This window comes from Geodermatophilus sp. SYSU D01036, from assembly GCF_054050435.1.
In genome coordinates, this window is the sequence record NZ_JBJGZJ010000012.1 from 36,320 (window position 1) to 51,098 (window position 14,779).

A 14,779-nucleotide genomic window follows, 5' to 3' on the forward strand; every position below is an offset into this window, starting at 1 on the left:
CGGCTCAGGGGGACAGCGTCGTCCCGAAGCCCCCGGCGGCCAGCTTGGCGAGCAACTGGGTGCGGTCCAGGCCGACGCCGGACAGCGCGTCGGCGTCCCGGTCGGTGTCGATCTCGTCGGGCAACCGGCTCTCCACCGCGTCCGCGGTGTGGTGGTCGCCCTCGGTGCGCAGGATCTCGAGCAGGTGCCGTTTCTCCAGTTTCACGTGCGTCCTCCGTCCTGGGGCCCGCTGGGTCCCCCGGAGTGTGGTGCCGGTCACCCCGGCGCCGCAACGTCAGCGGACCGAGCGCGACCGCCGCAGGAGGAAGGCGCCGACGGCGAGGAGGACGACGCCCACGAACAGCTGGGAGACGCCGACGCCGCCCCGGTCGCTGGCGAACCAGGTGGGCGAGGACAGCAGCAGCACCACCCCGATGCCGAGGACGAGCAGCGCCACCAGCCGCTCGCGCCGCGCCGCCGTCCCGCCGTCCCCGGGCCGTGCCGGTCCGCCGCCCATGTCGCCTCCGTTCCCGCCGGTCCCGGACCGGCTCCCCACCCGAGCCAACCAGACGCCGCGGCACTGGACAGGCAAGCGTGCGCTTGCGTATCGTCCGGCCGTGGGCGACGTGTTCAGGGCCCTCGCCGATCCGACCCGGCGCGCACTGCTCGACGAGCTGCAGGACCGGGACGGCCAGACGCTGTTCGAGCTGTGCACCCGGCTGATCCAGCGGCACGGGGTGGGCTCGTCGCGCCAGGCCGTCTCCCAGCACCTCGAGGTCCTCGAGCAGGCGGGCCTGGTCCGGACCCGGCGGGAGGGTCGCTACAAGTTCCACCACCTGGACACCGCGCCGCTGCGCGCCATCGTCGAGAGGTGGCGGCTGGACACGGAGGAGGGCCCGTGCGGATCACCCTGACCAGCGTGCTGGTCGACGACCAGGAGAAGGCGCTGCGCTTCTACACCGAGGTGCTCGGCTTCGTGAAGAAGACCGAGGTCCCGCTCGGCGAGCACCGCTGGCTGACCGTCGTCTCGCCCGAGGCGCCGGACGGCGTCGAGCTGGTCCTCGAGCCCGACGCCCACCCCGCGGCGCGGCCGTGGAAGGAGGCGCTGGTGGCCGACGGGATCCCGTACAACTCCTTCACCGTCGCCGACGTGCACGCCGAGACCGCGCGGCTCAAGGCCCTGGGCGTGCGGTTCACCCAGGAGCCCCTGCAGATGGGGCCCGTGACCACCGCCGTCCTCGACGACACCTGCGGCAACCTCGTCCAGATCGCGAGCCCCACCGGGTGACGTGACGGCCGGGGCCCTCCGTTCAGCCGTTGCGGCTCGGCGGCTCACCGGCGGCGAGGGCCGCCTCGGCCTGGGCGGGGTCGTAGGCGCAGGCGTCCCCGACGTCGGTGGCCGGCGCGGCCGGCGGCGGCGCCGGGGTCAGGCTCCCGCCGGTGTCGCCGTCGGCGCCGGCCGCCGAGTCACCCGGCGCCGGCGGCGGGGCCGACGTCGTCGCGGGGTCGAGCGAGTCGCGCACGATCTGGCGCATCCGGTCGTAGTCCGGGTACGCGGGGTCGATCAGGCTGGTGTCGAAGACGACGCTGCGGATCTCGGCGTCCTTGACCAGGAACGCCAGGTCGACGAAGTCGTCGAGCGCCGACCGCGGGATGTCGGTGCTGACGATGTCCTGCGTCGTCGCGGCCAGCTCCTGGTACTGCTCGAGCAGGGTGATCGGGTCGGCCTCGTCGACGATCGCCTTGATGGTGCAGCGCTGCCGGTCCATGCGGTCGTAGTCGGTGAGCCCGTACCGGCCGCGGGCGAACTGCAGGGCGAGGTACCCGTCGAGGTGCTGGTTGCGCCCGGGCGCGATGTAGTCGTCGGGCAGCTCCTCACCGGTGATGCCGTTGATCGGCACGTAGTAGTTGACGTTGACCGTGATGCCGCCGAGCGCGTCGACCAGCCGGCTGAACCCGTCGAGGTTGACCAGCACGAAGTAGTCGATGTGGAGGCCGAGCGCCTCGCCGACGCCGAGCTTGAGGAAGTCCGCGCCGGGGTCGTCGGTGGGGCCGAGGGCGTCCGGGTGGTCGGCCGGCCCGTTGCGGTAGACGGAGTTGAGCAGGCTCTCGCTCTCGCTGCCCGACTCGAAGCCCTCGGGGTAGATCTCCGCCAGCGGGCTGTCGGCCGGGAAGGGCAGGTCCTCCAGGTTCCGCGGCAGGCTGAACAGCGTCGTCTCACCGGTCTCGGTCTCGACGCTGGCGACGATGACCGTGTCGGTGCGCACGCCCTCGCGGCCCTCGCCGCCGTCGCCGCCCAGGAGCAGGACGTTCACCCGGTCCTTGCTGCCGAACGGGTCGGGGGTGTCCTCGACGGTGGCCGACTCGCGGTCGTCGGCGAACAGGCCGTCGAGCAGGCCGCGCTGCGCCACCACGACCTCCCCGACCCGGTAGGCCGGGTAGGCGATCCCCGCGACCAGGAGGGCCACCAGGACGGCGCCGACGGCGTGCCGCGGGGCGGAGCTGTGCCGCGGCAGCAGCGACCGGTAGCCGGCGACGACGACGGCGACCCAGGCGAGCGCGAGCACGACCAGCGCGGCGACGATCCAGGTCAGCCACGTGGAGTCGACGGCCAGCCGCGCCGCGGTGCGCCGGCCGGCGGTGGCCAGCCAGACGCCGGCGCCGACGAGCAGCACGAACAGGACCAGGACGACCGCGCCGAGGCGGCGCCGTCCGGAGGCCAGGAACGCGGTCCCGGGGACGACGGCGTTGGCGGCGGTCAGGCCGAGCACCGCCGCGAGGGACCGCGACTCGCGCCGTTGCCGGCGGGCGCGCCCGGGGCGGGAGGCCTCCTCCCTCCCGGGCACCGGCGGGAGGGACGGCGCGTCGCCGATCGGGCGGGTGACGTCCTCGCTCACGGACGCACCCGGGGTGCACCCGGTCGGCTCGTCTCGCTCCCACGGGTCCTGGTCATCCGGCCATGATCCCACTCTCGGCTGGCGGTCACGGGCGTCTCCCTACCCCGGACCGACCCCGGGCACCCGAACGGGCGTGAGGTGCGTCTCCCCTGGTCACGCGGGGTGTCCGGACGGGCTCCGCCGGTCATCACCGGTGCCACCTAGGCTCGGGGACCGTGCGCCTCGCCACCTGGAACGTGAACTCCATCCGGACCCGGGTCGACCGGGTGACGGCCTGGCTGCAGCGCCGCGACGTCGACGTCCTGGCGCTGCAGGAGACCAAGTGCCGCGACGACCAGTTCCCCGAGGAGCGGTTCACCGAGCTCGGCTACGAGGTGGCGCACGTCGGCCACTCGCAGTGGAACGGCGTCGCCGTCGTCTCCCGGGTCGGGCTGGCCGACGTCGAGGTGGGCTTCCCCGGCATGCCGACGTGGGCGGCCAAGGAGGGTGCCGAGCCGGCCGCCGAGGCCCGCGCGCTGGGCGCCACCTGCGGCGGGGTGCGGGTGTGGAGCCTGTACGTGCCCAACGGCCGGCAGCTCGGCGACCCGCACTACGACTACAAGCTCGAGTGGCTGGCCGCGCTGCGCACCGCGGCCGGCGGCTGGCTGGCCGCCGACCCGGCCGCGCAGGTCGCGCTGGTCGGCGACTGGAACATCGCCCCCCAGGACGACGACGTGTGGGACATGAACGTCTTCGCGCACTCGACGCACGTCTCGGTGCCCGAGCGGGAGGCGTTCCGCGCCGTCGTCGACGCCGGGTACGCCGACGTCGTCCGGCCGCTGGCCCCCGGTCCCGGCGTCTACACGTACTGGGACTACACGCAGCTGCGCTTCCCCCGCCGCGAGGGCATGCGGATCGACTTCGTGCTCGGCACCCCGCCGCTGGCGGCCCGGGTGAGCGGGGCGCTCATCGACCGCGAGGAGCGCAAGGGCAAGGGCGCCAGCGACCACGCCCCCGTGGTGGTCGAGCTCGCCGACTGAGGCGGCCGCCGTCAGGTGGTCACGCCCGCCCCGGCGGGCGACGACGCGACCTCGGGCTCGCCGGACCGCGCCGCCCCAGCCCGCTCGGCGGGCCGGCGGCGGAGGCGCAGCGCCCGCGACAGGGCGGTCTGCTGCCCGAACGACGCGGTCAACCGGTCGAGGAAGATGGCCAGCAGGACCACGGCCAGGCCGCCCTCGAAGCCGCTGGCGACGTCGAGCTGGGTGACCGCCCGCACCACCACCGCGCCCAGACCGGCCGCGCCGAGCAGGCCGGCGGTGACCACCATGGACAGCGCCAGCATGATCACCTGGTTGACGCCGGCCATGATCGACGGCAGCGCCAGCGGCAGCTGCACCTCGCGCAGCACCTGCCCCGGGCGGGCGCCGAAGGCCTGCGCCGCCTCGACCACCTCGCGGTCGACCTGCCGGATGCCCAGCTCGGTCAGCCGCACGCCCGGCGGGATGGCGAACAGGATGGTCGCCACGACGCCCGGCACGACGCCCACGCCGAAGAAGAAGACGGCGGGGATCAGGTAGACGAACACCGGCAGCGTCTGCATGAAGTCCAGCACCGGCCGGACCGTCATGCTCACCGCCCGGGAGCGGGCCGCCAGGATCCCGAGCGGGATCCCGATCGCCGCGGCGATGACCGCGGCCACCAGCACCAGCGCGAGGGTCTGCATCGTCTCGACCCACAGCTCCAGCGACACCACCAGCAGGAACGCCAGCACGGTGTAGAGCGCCAGCCACGGGCCGCGCAGCAGCAGGGCGAGCACCGTGAAGACCACGATCCACACCACCGGCGGCGGGGAGACCAGCACGTCGGTGAGCCGGTCCACGAGGACCTGCATGACGTTCGAGATGGCGTCGAACAGCCACGGGACGGTCGCGAGCAGCCAGTCGATGAGGTCGGCGACCCACTGGCCGAGCGGGATGTGCGGGATCACGGGCGCCTCCCCCGGACCGGGACGGCCGACAGCGCGTCGAGCACCGCGGCCCGCGGGACGACGCCGAGCAGCCGCCCGGCGTCGTCGACGACGCCGAGCGGCACGGGGTGCTGCCCGACCAGGTGCACGAACTCGACGACCGGGCGGTCGGCGGCGATGGTCGCGTGGTCGGGGACCAGCTCGCGCGGGCTGAGCGCGGGCCGGCCCTCCTGCACCGCGCGGGCGAGCAGGTCGTCGCGGGCGACGCCGGTGATCCGCCCGCCGTCGTCGAGGACGTAGACGCCGGTGGCCTCCGCCGCGCCCAGCGCCTTGAGCACGTCGCCGGGTGCGTCGCCGAGCCGGGCGGTCAGCCGGGGCTCGCGGAGCAGATCGCCGGCGGTGAGCACCCGGGTCCGGTCGACGTCGGAGGTGAAGTCGGCGACGTAGTCGTCGGCGGGCGCCGAGATGATCTCCGGCCCGGTGCCGAGCTGGACCGTCCGCCCGTCCTTGAGCATGAGGATCCGGTCGCCGAGCCGCATGGCCTCGTTGAGGTCGTGGGTGATGAACACGATGGTCTTCGCCAGCTCCGCCTGCAGCCGCTCCAGCAGGTCCTGCATGTCGCGGCGGATCAGCGGGTCCAGCGCGGAGAACGGCTCGTCCATGAGCAGCACCTCCGAGTCGGCGGCCAGCGCGCGGGCCAGGCCCACGCGCTGGCGCATGCCGCCGGACAGCTCGGCCGGCCGGGCCTCGGCCCGCTCGAGCAGCCCCACCGTCCCCAGCGCCCAGTCCGCCCGCTCGCGCTGCTCGGCCGCGCTCGCGCCGCGGACCTTGAGCGCGTAGGCCGCGTTCTCCCGGACCGTGCGGTGCGGCATCAGTGCGAAGTGCTGGAAGACCATGCTCATCTTCTCGTTGCGCACCGCGCGCAGCTGCGCGTCGTCGAGCGCCCGCAGGTCCCGGCCCTCGACCTCCACGGTGCCGGCGCTGGGCTCGATCAGCCGGTTGAGCAGGCGGACCAGCGTGGACTTGCCCGACCCCGACAGCCCCATGACGACGAAGAGCTCACCGCGCCCGACGGCGAAGCTGACGTCGTGGACCGCGAGCGTCGCCCCGGTGCGCCGTTGGATCTCGTCGCGCCCGAGCCCCTCCCCGGCCAGCCGCAGGGCCTCCTGCTCGCGCGCCCCGAAGACCTTGGTCAGGCCCGAGACGCGCAGCACCGGCGCGGTCACGTCAGCCGATCCACTCGTCGATCTGGTCGCCGTGGGAGTCGACCCACTCGCGCGCCACCGTGGCCACGTCCTCGCCGTCGACGTCGACCTGCTTCTGCATCTCCTCCATCTCCTCGACGGAGATGCGGAAGTTCGTCAGCAGCTCGACGAAGCCCGGGGCCTGCTCCCGCAGCTCGTTGCTGGCGGCGATGTTGGCGCTGTAGGAGGGCATCGCGCAGGCGCCGTCGCCCTCGGTGAGGCAGCCTTCGGTGTAGGGCGTGGGCTCCTCGAGCTGGACCATGTCGTACTGCGCGAACACCGCGTGCGGGTGGTAGAGGTACAGCACGATCGGCTCCTCGCGGCTGTAGCTGTTCTCCAGCTGGGCGAGCTCGGCGGCCTCGCTGGAGACGACGTGCTCGAGCTCGATGCCGTAGCCCTGGAGCCGCTTGGCGTTCTGCTCGGTGGTGATGTAGCCGGGGTCGGCGTCGTAGAACTTGCCGCCGAGCTCCTCGGCGTAGTCGTTGAGCTGGGTGACGCTGGTCAGCCCCTCCAGCGGCCCGCCCGGCTCGACGGCGTAGGCCGGCACGAACCAGCCCTGCGCGGCGTCGCCGTAGGTCTCCGAGACGATCTCGACCCGGTCGGCGGCCGAGTCGGCCAGCTCCTGCTGGTTGGGCAGCGCCACCTCGGTGAGCAGGTCGATGTCGCCGCGCGCGGCGCCGGCCCAGGCGGCGGCGGGGTCGAGCTGGGTGGTGGCCAGCGAGGCGACGCCGAGGTCGGGGTTGTCGGCGGCGATCTCGCCCAGGATGCCGTTGGTCAGGCCGGCGGCGGTCCAGCTGAACTGGGCGGTCTGGACGGTGATGCCGTCGCCACCGCCACCGCCACCGCCACCGCTGGCGCCGGAGCCCGCCTCCTCGCTCGTGCACCCGGCGAGGGCTGCGGCCAGGAGGGCGGTGAGCGCCACGGCGGAGGCGCGGGGGCGGAGGGGAGTGTGCTGCATGGGGTCCTCTTCCTGGGGACGTGGGGCCTGACGGGCCGCAGCAGGTGGGGGCACAGTACGAGGCGCAGGCCCCCTGGAGGAGCCTGCGCCTCGTACCGCGATCGGTCGGGGGAGGGCGGCGGTCGGGGTCAGACGGCGGCGGGCCCGACCGGGGCGTCGCCCCGGAGGGTGATGCGGTGCATGACACGGCGCTGGTCGCCGTAGTCGCGGTTGGCGTAGTGCACCGTCGACCGGTTGTCCCACATCACGACGTCGCCGACCGACCAGCGGTGCCGCACGACGTGCTCCGGCTTGGTGATGTGCGCGTAGAACAGGTCGAGCAGGTACCGGCTCTCGGCGTCGGAGACGCCCTCGACGTGCGCGACGAAGCCGGGGTTGACGAACAGCCCCTTGCGGCCGGTCTCGGGGTGCACGCGCACGACCGGGTGCGAGACGGGGACGAGGGCGCGGTACTCCTCGCCCTCCCACGTGGTGCGCTCCTCGCGCTGGGCGACGTAGTAGCCGAACTCGCGGGTGCCGTCGTGCACCGCGACGAGCCGGTCGGCCAGGCGCTGCACCGGCTCGGACAGCGAGCGGTAGGCCAGCTCCAGGTCGGCCCACTGGGTGTCCCCGCCGGTGGGCGGGAGGACGACGGCCCGCAGGACCGAGCCCAGCGGCGGCCGCCGCACGAAGGTGACGTCGGTGTGCCAGACGTCGGCGAAGCCGCCGGTCGCGCTGTCGAGCGCGTAGATCTCCGGGTGCTCCTCGTCGACGCCCGGGACGACCGGGTGCGACTCGGTGACCTCGCCCAGGCGGCGGCCGAGGGCGATCTGGCCGTCGGGGTGCAGGTCGTGCTGGCCGGCGAAGAACAGCACCTTGTACTCGGCGAGCGCGGCCCGGATCGCCCGGACCTGCTCGTCGGTGGCGCGGGCGAGGTCGACGCCGTGGACCCGGGCGCCGATGGTCGGCTCCAGGCGCTCGAGGTCGAGGACGCCGCCGTCGAGGTCGGCGGGCGTGGTCGGGGCAGCGGCGAGCAGGGTCATGCCAGGTCTCCAGGGGTGGGTGCGGACGAGCGGACGGGGCCGGGGACGGGGCTCAGGCCCGACAGAGCGCGCTCGCGCACCGCAGCAGGTCGACGTGCCGGCGCGCCACGAGCGCAATCCGCACAATCCCGACCAACTGCATGGGGATTAACGTAGCCGGTGTCCCGCCTCCTGACGACGAGGGGTCCCGCCGTGTCCGTGCCCGGCTCGCTGTTCATCGACGGGACGTGGCAGGACGCCCGCTCCGGCCGCGTCCTGCGGGTCCTCGACCCGTTCGACGGGTCGGTCGTGGTCGCGCACGACGCCGCCACGCCCGGCGACGTCGACCGCGCGGTCGCGTCGGCGCGGGCGGCGTTCGAGTCCGGGAAGTGGTCCGGCCTGCCGGCGGCCGAGCGCGCGGCGCTGCTGCACCGCACCGCGGACCTGCTGGTCCGCGACCGCGAGCACGTCGCGCTGCTGGAGACGCGCGACACCGGCAAGACGCTGCGCGAGAGCCGGGCCGACGTCGACGACGTGGTCGCGGTGCTGCGCTACTACGCCGGGCTCGCGGTCGTCGACGTCGGCCGGTCCGTCGACGCCGTCCCCGGGGTCGACAGCCGGGTCGTCGCCGAGCCGGCCGGCGTGTGCGCGCTGGTCACGCCGTGGAACTACCCGCTGCTCGAGATCTCCTGGAAGCTCGCGCCGGCGCTCGCGGCCGGCTGCACGGCGGTGGTCAAGCCCAGCGAGCTCACCCCGCTGACCACCGCGCACCTGCTGTCGCTGCTGGCCGAGGCAGGCCTGCCCTCGGGGGTGACCAACCTGGTGCTCGGCGACGGGGAGGTCGGGGCGGCGCTGGTCGCGCACCCCGACGTCGACCTGGTCAGCTTCACCGGCGGCACCGCCACCGGCCGGGCCGTCCTGCGCGCCGCCGCGGACACCGTGAAGCGGGTGCACTGCGAGCTCGGCGGCAAGAACCCGAACGTCGTCTTCCCCGACGTCGACGTGGACGTCGCGGTCGACAACGCCCTGTACGCGGCCTTCCTGCACGCGGGGCAGGTCTGCTCGGCCGGGTCACGGCTGATCGTGCACGCCGACGTGCACGACGCCGTCGTGGCCGGCCTGGTCGCCGGCGCGGAGGCGATCCGGCTGGGGAACGGGCGGGACGAGCGCACCCAGTCCGGTCCGCTGGTCTCGGCGGCGCAGCGGGCGCGGACCGAGGAGATGGTCGCCGGGGCCCTGGCCGAGGGCGCGGTCCTGGCCGCCGGCGGACGCCGTCCCGACGACCCGGCGCTGCGGGACGGCTTCTTCTACCGGCCGACGGTGCTGACCGGGTGCCGGCGGGACATGGCCGTCGTCCGCGAGGAGGTCTTCGGGCCGGTCCTCACCGTGGAGACCTTCACCGACGAGCAGGAGGCGGTCGCGCTGGCGAACGACACCGCCTACGGCCTGGCCGGCGCGGTGTGGACCGGCGACGACGAGCGCGCCGAGCGGGTCGCCGCGGCCCTGCGCTGCGGCACGGTGTGGGTCAACGACTACCACCCGTACGTCCCCGGGGCGGAGTGGGGCGGGCGCGGGCAGTCCGGCGTCGGGCGGGAGCTCGGGCCCACCGGGCTGGCCGAGTACCGCGAGCTCAAGCACGTGTGGCGGCGGCGGTCGCCGGGCCGCAGCGGCTGGCTCGGCTGAGCCCCGCCCCGTCGCCCCGGGCGGGTCAGCGGGCGGGCACCAGCTCGGCGACCAGCGCGCGGACCCGCCGCTCGATCTCGTCGCGGATGGGCCGCACGGCCTCCACGCCCTTGCCGGCCGGGTCCTCGAGCTCCCAGTCGAGGTAGCGCTTGCCGGGGAAGACCGGGCAGGCGTCGCCGCAGCCCATGGTGATGACGACGTCGGAGGCCTCGACCGCCTCGGTCGTGAGCACCTTCGGCCGCTGGTCGGTGATGTCGATGCCGACCTCCGTCATCGCCTCCACGGCGGAGGGGTTGACCCGGTCGCCGGGCAGGGAGCCGGCCGAGCGGACCTCGACGGCGTCCCCGGCGAGGTGGCGCAGCCAGCCGGCGGCCATCTGGGAGCGGCCGGCGTTGTGCACGCAGACGAACAGGACGCTGGGCTTGTCGGACACGGTGGGATCTCCTCCAGGGGGACGAGCGGGCGCGGTCAACGCGCGGCGCCGGCAGGGTGCAGTTCGGCGAGCAGGGCACGCACGCGGGCGTCGATGTCGGCGCGGATGGCGCGGACCCCGCCCACGGACAGGCCGGCGGGGTCGCGGACCTGCCAGTCGAGGTAGCGCTTGCCGGGATGGACCGGGCAGGCGTCGCCGCAGCCCATGGTGACGACCACGTCGGCAGCGCGGACCACGTCGTCGGTGAGCGGCTTGGGGAACTCCGCCCCCAGGTCGATGCCGACCTCGGCCATGGCCTCGACGACCGCGTCGTCGATGCTCGCGGTCGGCAGGGAGCCCGCCGAGCGGACGTGCACCCGGTCGCCGCCGTGGTGGGCCGTGAGCGCGGCCGCCATCTGCGAGCGCCCGGCGTTGTGGACGCAGACGAAGAGGATCTCGCAGGTGTCGGTCTCGATGGCGCCCTCGGCCTGCGCGAGCGCGGTGAGGCGCTCGGTGGCGAAGCGTTCGGTCAGCACCGGCAGGTGGGTGGTGACCGTCGCGGTGCGCCTCAGGGCGGCGTAGGACTCGAACACGTAGCGGTCGATCGTCTCGCGGGCGAAGACCCCGGTGAAGCGGGTGGCCAGCTGGTCGGCCAGGCGGTGCAGCGTCGCCTCAGGGGCCAGCAGGCCGGGCAGCGACCCGTGGTCGTCGGTCATCGCGCACTCCTCACGGCAGCGGGGACGGTGGGGTCGCCCGGGAACCAGCGGCGGGCGGCCCACAGCGACACGTAGACGAGGGCCACGAGGACGGGGACCTCGATGAGCGGGCCGACCACGCCGGCCAGCGCCTGGCCGGAGGTGACGCCGAAGGTGCCGATCGCGACGGCGATGGCCAGCTCGAAGTTGTTGCCGGCCGCGGTGAAGGCCAGGGTCGCCGTCCTGGCGTAGCCGAGGCGCAGCCGCATGCCGAGCAGGAAGCTCCCGCCGAACACGAGGAGGAAGTAGGCGAGCAGCGGCAGCGCGATCCGGGCGACGTCCCAGGGCCGCGAGGTGACGGCGTCGCCCTGCAGCGCGAAGAGCACGACGATCGTGAACAGCAGCCCGTACAGCGCGACCGGCCCGATCCGCGGCAGGAACCGCTCCTCGTACCAGCCCCGGCCACGCGCCCGCTCCCCCAGCGTGCGGGTGAGGAAGCCGGCGGCGAGCGGGACGCCGAGGAACACGAGCACCGACACGACGATCGCCCCGACGCTGAACTCGGCCGACGTCGTCGGCAGGCCGAGCCACCCCGGCAGCACCTGCAGGTAGAACCAGCCCAGCGCGGCGAAGGCCAGGACCTGGAACACCGAGTTGACCGCGACCAGGACGGCGGCGGCCTCGCGGTCACCGCAGGACAGGTCGTTCCAGACCAGCACCATCGCGATGCACCGGGCCAGGCCCACGATCACCAGGCCAGTGCGGTACTCGGGGAGGTCGGGCAGCAGCGCCCAGGCCAGCACGAACATCAGCGCCGGGCCGACCAGCCAGTTGAGCACCAGGCTGGCGGCCAGCAGCCGGCGGTCGCCGGTGACGCGGTCCAGCTCGGAGTACCGGACCTTGGCCAGGACCGGGTACATCATCAGCAGCAGGCCGACCGCGATGGGCAGGCTGACGCCGCCCACCTCGACCGCCGACAGGACGTCGTCGAGGCCGGGCACCCAGCGGCCCAGCGCCAGGCCGAGCGCCATCGCGGCGGCGATCCACACCGGCAGGAAGCGGTCGAGGGTCGACAGGCGGGCGAGGACGGGCGCCTCCGGGCCGGTGCCCGCGCGGGGGCGCTCGGCGACGGCGTCGCTCACGCGGCCGCGGGCTTGACGGCCCGCACGATCGCGCCGTGCAGGCCGGGCGCGACCTCGTGCGTGAAGGTGACCGAGGCGTCGGCGAAGCCGGCCGCGGCGAGGCCCTCGAGGTACTCCGACCGGGACAGCGCGCCGGCGATGCAGCCGACGTAGGAGCCGCGCTCGGCGCGCTCGGCCGGGGTCACGGAGTCCTCGGCGACGACGTCGGAGATGCCGATGCGCCCGCCGGGGGCGAGCACGCGGAAGGTCTCGGCGAGCACCGCGGGCTTGTCGGTCGACAGGTTCACGACGCAGTTGGAGATGACGACGTCGACGCTCGCGTCCGCGAACGGGAGGTCCTCGATGGTGCCCTTGCGGAACTCCACGTTCGTCGCGCCGGCCTCCGCCGCGTTGGCGCGGGCGAGGTCGAGCATCTCGTCGGTCATGTCGACGCCGTACGCGAGACCCGTGGGGCCGACGCGGCGGGCCGAGAGCAGCACGTCGATGCCCCCGCCGGAGCCGAGGTCGAGCACCCGCTCCCCCTCGTGCAGGTCGGCGACGGCGACCGGGTTGCCGCAGCCGAGCGACGCCAGCACGGCCTCGTCGGGGAGCCCCTCGGTGGCCGCGGCGTCGTACAGGCCGGCGCCGAAGCGCCCGTCGTCCCCGGCCGCCGGGCCGCAGCAGCCGCCCCCGACCTCCTGCGCGGCCGCGGCGTAGCGCGCCCGGACCTGCTCCCGCAGGTCGACCTCGGTCCCGGTCATGGCTCCTCCACACATCGATGGACGTCGATGACAGGACGGTGCCACAGACATCGACGGTTGTCGATATCGACGTCCGTGGATGTCCGGTGCCACACTGGCGCCGTGACGACGTCGCTGCCGCTCGCCCCGGGGACCGACGCGTGCTGCGCGCCGCTGGTCCGCGCCCCCCTGAGCGCCACCGACGCCGCCACGCTGGCCGGGACGCTCAAGGCGATCGCCGACCCGGCGCGACTCCGGCTGCTGTCGCTGGTGGCCGCCCACGACGGCGGCGAGGCCTGCGTCTGCGACCTCGTCGAACCCCTCGGCCTGTCCCAGCCGACGGTGTCGCACCACCTCCGGGTCCTCGTCGACGCCGGCCTGCTCACCCGCGAGAAGCGCGGCGTGTGGGCCTACTACGCCCTCGTGCCCGGGGCCCTGGACTCCCTCGCCGCGGTCCTCACGACCACCGCGTCCTGAGTCCGCGACCCGGCACTCGTCGACGTCCGGGGATCCGGCGGGGAGCATCAGGTCATGGACGAGCAGTCCGTCCGGGCCGCGCTGGAGCACTACGTCCGGCACAGTGCTGCGGGCGACGAGGACCGCGCCAGCGAGATCCACCACGAGGACGCCGTTCTCGGGTTCCCGCAGTCCGGCGAGCGGTTCGAGGGCGTGGCGAACTTCCGGGAGTGGCGTCGGGACCACCCGGCACGGGTCGACCTGGAGATCGTCCGCGTGCGGGGGCGGGACGACTTCTGGGTGGTGGAGGTGCGCGCCCGGTAGACGGCCGGTCCGTGGATGTACGGACCAGCCGTCTACGAGTTCCGGGGAGACCGGGTGGCCCGCGAGACGATCTACATCGGCGAGACCTGGGAGGCGCCCGGGTGGCGGGCGCGCTGGCGGGCGGCGCCCTGACCCCGCAGTGTCCCGACTCACGGGCTGACCTGCGCATACGTCCCGCGGAGGGGCATCGGCGGGGGCGCCGCGGTGTTGTACCCGTCGATGACCGCGCCCGCCCTGCTCGGGGCCCCCTCCCCCACCCGCCTGTGGACGCCGAGGCGCGTCCTCGTGACCCGCTCGGCCGCCGAGCGCGCGCACGGGCAGCGCGTCCTGCGCCGCCTCGAGGCCGCCGGCGTCGACGCGATCGACCTGCTGCCCGGCGACCGGCTGCCCTCGCTGCGCGGTGACGACGACCGCGCCGCGTTCACGGCCGCCAAGGACACGATGGCGCTGGTGGTGCCGCCGCCGTCCAAGCGCCGGCTGCAGCCCGTCCCGCCCTCGGCGGACTTCCGGCTCGACCTGGCCGAGGGCTGCCCCGCGCACTGCCAGTACTGCTACCTCGCCGGCTCGCTGTCCGGCCCGCCGATCACCCGGGTGTGGGCGGACCTCGACGAGGTGCTCGAGGGCCTCGACGCCTACGTCGGCCGGGGTCACGTCACGTCCGGCACGGTCGAGCGCGGCGGCGAGGGGACGACGTTCGAGGCGTCCTGCTACACCGACCCGCTGGCGATCGAGCACCTCACCGGCGGCCTGGCGCGGATGGTCGAGCACTTCGGCACGCACGCGTGGCCGGGCCCCGTGCAGCTGCGCGCGACCACCAAGTTCGACGACGTCGCCGGCCTGCTGGGCCTGCCGCACGGCGGCCGCACCCGGCTCCGGTTCAGCCTCAACGCCGCCCCGGTGGCCCGCCGGTTCGAGGGCGCCACGGCGCGGGTCGAGGCGCGCATCGCCGCGCTGGCCGCCGTCGCCCGCGCCGGCTACCCGGTCGGCCTGACCATCGCGCCGATCATGCCGGTGGACGGCTGGCGCGAGGAGTACGGCGCCCTGCTCGACGCCGTCGCCGCGGCGCTGCCGGCGGACGCCGACCTCACCGTCGAGTGCATCACCCACCGGTTCACGCCGGGCAGCAAGGAGACGCTGCTCGACTGGTACCCGCGGACGAAGCTGGAGATGGACGAGTCGACGCGCACGCTCAAGCGCGGGAGGTTCGGCTCGGTCAAGCACGTCTACCCGAAGGAGACGATGGCGCAGCTGCGGCCCTGGTTCGAGGCCGCCGTCGCCGACCGGCTCCCGCAGGCCCGCTTCCTCTACTGGACCTGAGTCCGCC

At 74.5% G+C, this 14,779-nt stretch carries 19 protein-coding genes; 7 read left to right on the forward strand and 12 right to left on the reverse strand.

The window, feature by feature from the left end; genetic code table 11:
- Window positions 1-4: 4 nt before the first annotated feature.
- Together ACI8AR_RS13605 and ACI8AR_RS13610 are read right to left on the reverse strand one after the other, a co-directional pair.
- Window positions 5-205: a hypothetical protein gene (locus tag ACI8AR_RS13605; RefSeq protein ID WP_456927598.1), complete on the reverse strand. Its 201-nt coding sequence runs from the start codon at window positions 203-205 to the stop codon at window positions 5-7.
- Window positions 206-274: 69 nt separating this feature from the next.
- The gene (locus tag ACI8AR_RS13610; protein ID WP_457051499.1) at window positions 275-496 is read right to left on the reverse strand and encodes a hypothetical protein; all 222 of its coding nucleotides are present in this window, start codon (window positions 494-496) and stop codon (window positions 275-277) included.
- A 100-nt stretch (window positions 497-596) separates the two neighbouring features.
- Here ACI8AR_RS13610 and ACI8AR_RS13615 point away from each other — a divergent pair, with 100 nt between their 5' ends.
- Window positions 597-893, forward strand: a complete 297-nt coding sequence (locus tag ACI8AR_RS13615; RefSeq protein ID WP_456902916.1) for an ArsR/SmtB family transcription factor — start codon at window positions 597-599, stop codon at window positions 891-893.
- Window positions 878-1,267 (forward strand): VOC family protein, encoded by a 390-nt coding sequence (locus tag ACI8AR_RS13620; protein WP_457051500.1) that lies wholly within the window; start codon window positions 878-880, stop codon window positions 1,265-1,267. Before ACI8AR_RS13615 ends, ACI8AR_RS13620 begins: the two co-directional genes overlap by 16 nt.
- Window positions 1,268-1,289: 22 nt before the next feature.
- Here the strand turns inward: ACI8AR_RS13620 and ACI8AR_RS13625 are convergent, their stop codons facing one another.
- The gene (locus ACI8AR_RS13625) at window positions 1,290-2,876 is read right to left on the reverse strand and encodes an LCP family protein (RefSeq protein WP_457051501.1); all 1,587 of its coding nucleotides are present in this window, start codon (window positions 2,874-2,876) and stop codon (window positions 1,290-1,292) included.
- 215 nt (window positions 2,877-3,091) lie between these two features.
- Here ACI8AR_RS13625 and ACI8AR_RS13630 point away from each other — a divergent pair, with 215 nt between their 5' ends.
- Window positions 3,092-3,895, forward strand: a complete 804-nt coding sequence (locus ACI8AR_RS13630) for an exodeoxyribonuclease III (RefSeq protein WP_457051502.1) — start codon at window positions 3,092-3,094, stop codon at window positions 3,893-3,895.
- 11 nt (window positions 3,896-3,906) lie between these two features.
- Here the strand turns inward: ACI8AR_RS13630 and ACI8AR_RS13635 are convergent, their stop codons facing one another.
- The 5 genes from ACI8AR_RS13635 to ACI8AR_RS13655 all read right to left on the reverse strand — a co-directional run bounded on the left by ACI8AR_RS13635 (window position 3,907) and on the right by ACI8AR_RS13655 (window position 8,187).
- Window positions 3,907-4,842, reverse strand: a complete 936-nt coding sequence (locus tag ACI8AR_RS13635) for an ABC transporter permease (RefSeq protein ID WP_457051503.1) — start codon at window positions 4,840-4,842, stop codon at window positions 3,907-3,909.
- A complete protein-coding gene (locus tag ACI8AR_RS13640; RefSeq protein ID WP_457051504.1) occupies window positions 4,839-6,047 on the reverse strand; it encodes a quaternary amine ABC transporter ATP-binding protein in 1,209 nt (402 codons plus the stop codon). Before ACI8AR_RS13640 ends, ACI8AR_RS13635 begins: the two co-directional genes overlap by 4 nt.
- 1 nt (window position 6,048) lies before the next feature.
- Window positions 6,049-7,023 carry a glycine betaine ABC transporter substrate-binding protein gene (locus ACI8AR_RS13645; RefSeq protein ID WP_457051505.1) on the reverse strand — a complete coding sequence of 325 codons (975 nt, stop codon included), beginning with the start codon at window positions 7,021-7,023 and terminating at the stop codon, window positions 6,049-6,051.
- Between the two features lie 128 nt (window positions 7,024-7,151).
- A complete protein-coding gene (locus tag ACI8AR_RS13650) occupies window positions 7,152-8,045 on the reverse strand; it encodes a TauD/TfdA dioxygenase family protein (RefSeq protein ID WP_457051506.1) in 894 nt (297 codons plus the stop codon).
- Window positions 8,046-8,097: 52 nt separating this feature from the next.
- Window positions 8,098-8,187, reverse strand: a complete 90-nt coding sequence (locus ACI8AR_RS13655; protein WP_456937111.1) for a putative leader peptide — start codon at window positions 8,185-8,187, stop codon at window positions 8,098-8,100.
- 50 nt (window positions 8,188-8,237) lie between these two features.
- Between ACI8AR_RS13655 and ACI8AR_RS13660 the strand changes: the two genes are divergently transcribed.
- The gene (locus tag ACI8AR_RS13660; protein WP_457051507.1) at window positions 8,238-9,707 is read left to right on the forward strand and encodes an aldehyde dehydrogenase family protein; all 1,470 of its coding nucleotides are present in this window, start codon (window positions 8,238-8,240) and stop codon (window positions 9,705-9,707) included.
- Between the two features lie 25 nt (window positions 9,708-9,732).
- On the opposite strand, the gene ACI8AR_RS13665 is transcribed toward ACI8AR_RS13660, so the two are convergent.
- From ACI8AR_RS13665 to arsM, 4 genes are read right to left on the reverse strand one after another with little or no spacing between them, the layout of a single operon-like run.
- Window positions 9,733-10,140 carry an arsenate reductase ArsC gene (locus ACI8AR_RS13665; RefSeq protein ID WP_457051508.1) on the reverse strand — a complete coding sequence of 136 codons (408 nt, stop codon included), beginning with the start codon at window positions 10,138-10,140 and terminating at the stop codon, window positions 9,733-9,735.
- Between the two features lie 35 nt (window positions 10,141-10,175).
- Window positions 10,176-10,835 carry an arsenate reductase/protein-tyrosine-phosphatase family protein gene (locus tag ACI8AR_RS13670; RefSeq protein ID WP_457051509.1) on the reverse strand — a complete coding sequence of 220 codons (660 nt, stop codon included), beginning with the start codon at window positions 10,833-10,835 and terminating at the stop codon, window positions 10,176-10,178.
- Window positions 10,832-11,956, reverse strand: a complete 1,125-nt coding sequence (gene arsB / locus ACI8AR_RS13675) for an ACR3 family arsenite efflux transporter (protein WP_457051510.1) — start codon at window positions 11,954-11,956, stop codon at window positions 10,832-10,834. Before arsB ends, ACI8AR_RS13670 begins: the two co-directional genes overlap by 4 nt.
- Window positions 11,953-12,696, reverse strand: coding sequence for an arsenite methyltransferase (arsM, locus tag ACI8AR_RS13680; RefSeq protein WP_457051511.1), 744 nt, complete (start codon window positions 12,694-12,696; stop codon window positions 11,953-11,955). The genes arsB and arsM overlap by 4 nt, the downstream gene beginning before the upstream one ends.
- A 102-nt stretch (window positions 12,697-12,798) precedes the next feature.
- Here arsM and ACI8AR_RS13685 point away from each other — a divergent pair, with 102 nt between their 5' ends.
- The 3 genes from ACI8AR_RS13685 (at window position 12,799) to ACI8AR_RS13695 (ending at window position 14,772) form a co-directional block, all read left to right on the forward strand.
- On the forward strand, window positions 12,799-13,152 hold the full coding sequence (locus ACI8AR_RS13685; protein WP_456927615.1) for an ArsR/SmtB family transcription factor: 354 nt from the start codon (window positions 12,799-12,801) through the stop codon (window positions 13,150-13,152).
- Between the two features lie 54 nt (window positions 13,153-13,206).
- Window positions 13,207-13,455: a hypothetical protein gene (locus tag ACI8AR_RS13690; RefSeq protein WP_457051512.1), complete on the forward strand. Its 249-nt coding sequence runs from the start codon at window positions 13,207-13,209 to the stop codon at window positions 13,453-13,455.
- A gap of 219 nt (window positions 13,456-13,674) precedes the next feature.
- The gene (locus ACI8AR_RS13695; protein ID WP_457051513.1) at window positions 13,675-14,772 is read left to right on the forward strand and encodes a spore photoproduct lyase family protein; all 1,098 of its coding nucleotides are present in this window, start codon (window positions 13,675-13,677) and stop codon (window positions 14,770-14,772) included.
- Window positions 14,773-14,779 lie beyond the last annotated feature (7 nt).

Bases quoted from the DNA above. Each gene is read 5' to 3' on its own strand.
- ACI8AR_RS13670 (WP_457051509.1), bottom strand. From the start codon at position 10,835: ATGACCGACGACCACGGGTCGCTGCCCGGCCTGCTGGCCCCTGAGGCG.
- ACI8AR_RS13690 (WP_457051512.1), top strand. From the start codon at position 13,207: ATGGACGAGCAGTCCGTCCGGGCCGCGCTGGAGCACTACGTCCGGCAC.
- ACI8AR_RS13695 (WP_457051513.1), top strand. From the start codon at position 13,675: ATGACCGCGCCCGCCCTGCTCGGGGCCCCCTCCCCCACCCGCCTGTGG.
- ACI8AR_RS13655 (WP_456937111.1), bottom strand. From the start codon at position 8,187: ATGCAGTTGGTCGGGATTGTGCGGATTGCGCTCGTGGCGCGCCGGCAC.
- ACI8AR_RS13650 (WP_457051506.1), bottom strand. From the start codon at position 8,045: ATGACCCTGCTCGCCGCTGCCCCGACCACGCCCGCCGACCTCGACGGC.
- ACI8AR_RS13610 (WP_457051499.1), bottom strand. From the start codon at position 496: ATGGGCGGCGGACCGGCACGGCCCGGGGACGGCGGGACGGCGGCGCGG.
- ACI8AR_RS13645 (WP_457051505.1), bottom strand. From the start codon at position 7,023: ATGCAGCACACTCCCCTCCGCCCCCGCGCCTCCGCCGTGGCGCTCACC.
- arsM (WP_457051511.1), bottom strand. From the start codon at position 12,696: ATGACCGGGACCGAGGTCGACCTGCGGGAGCAGGTCCGGGCGCGCTAC.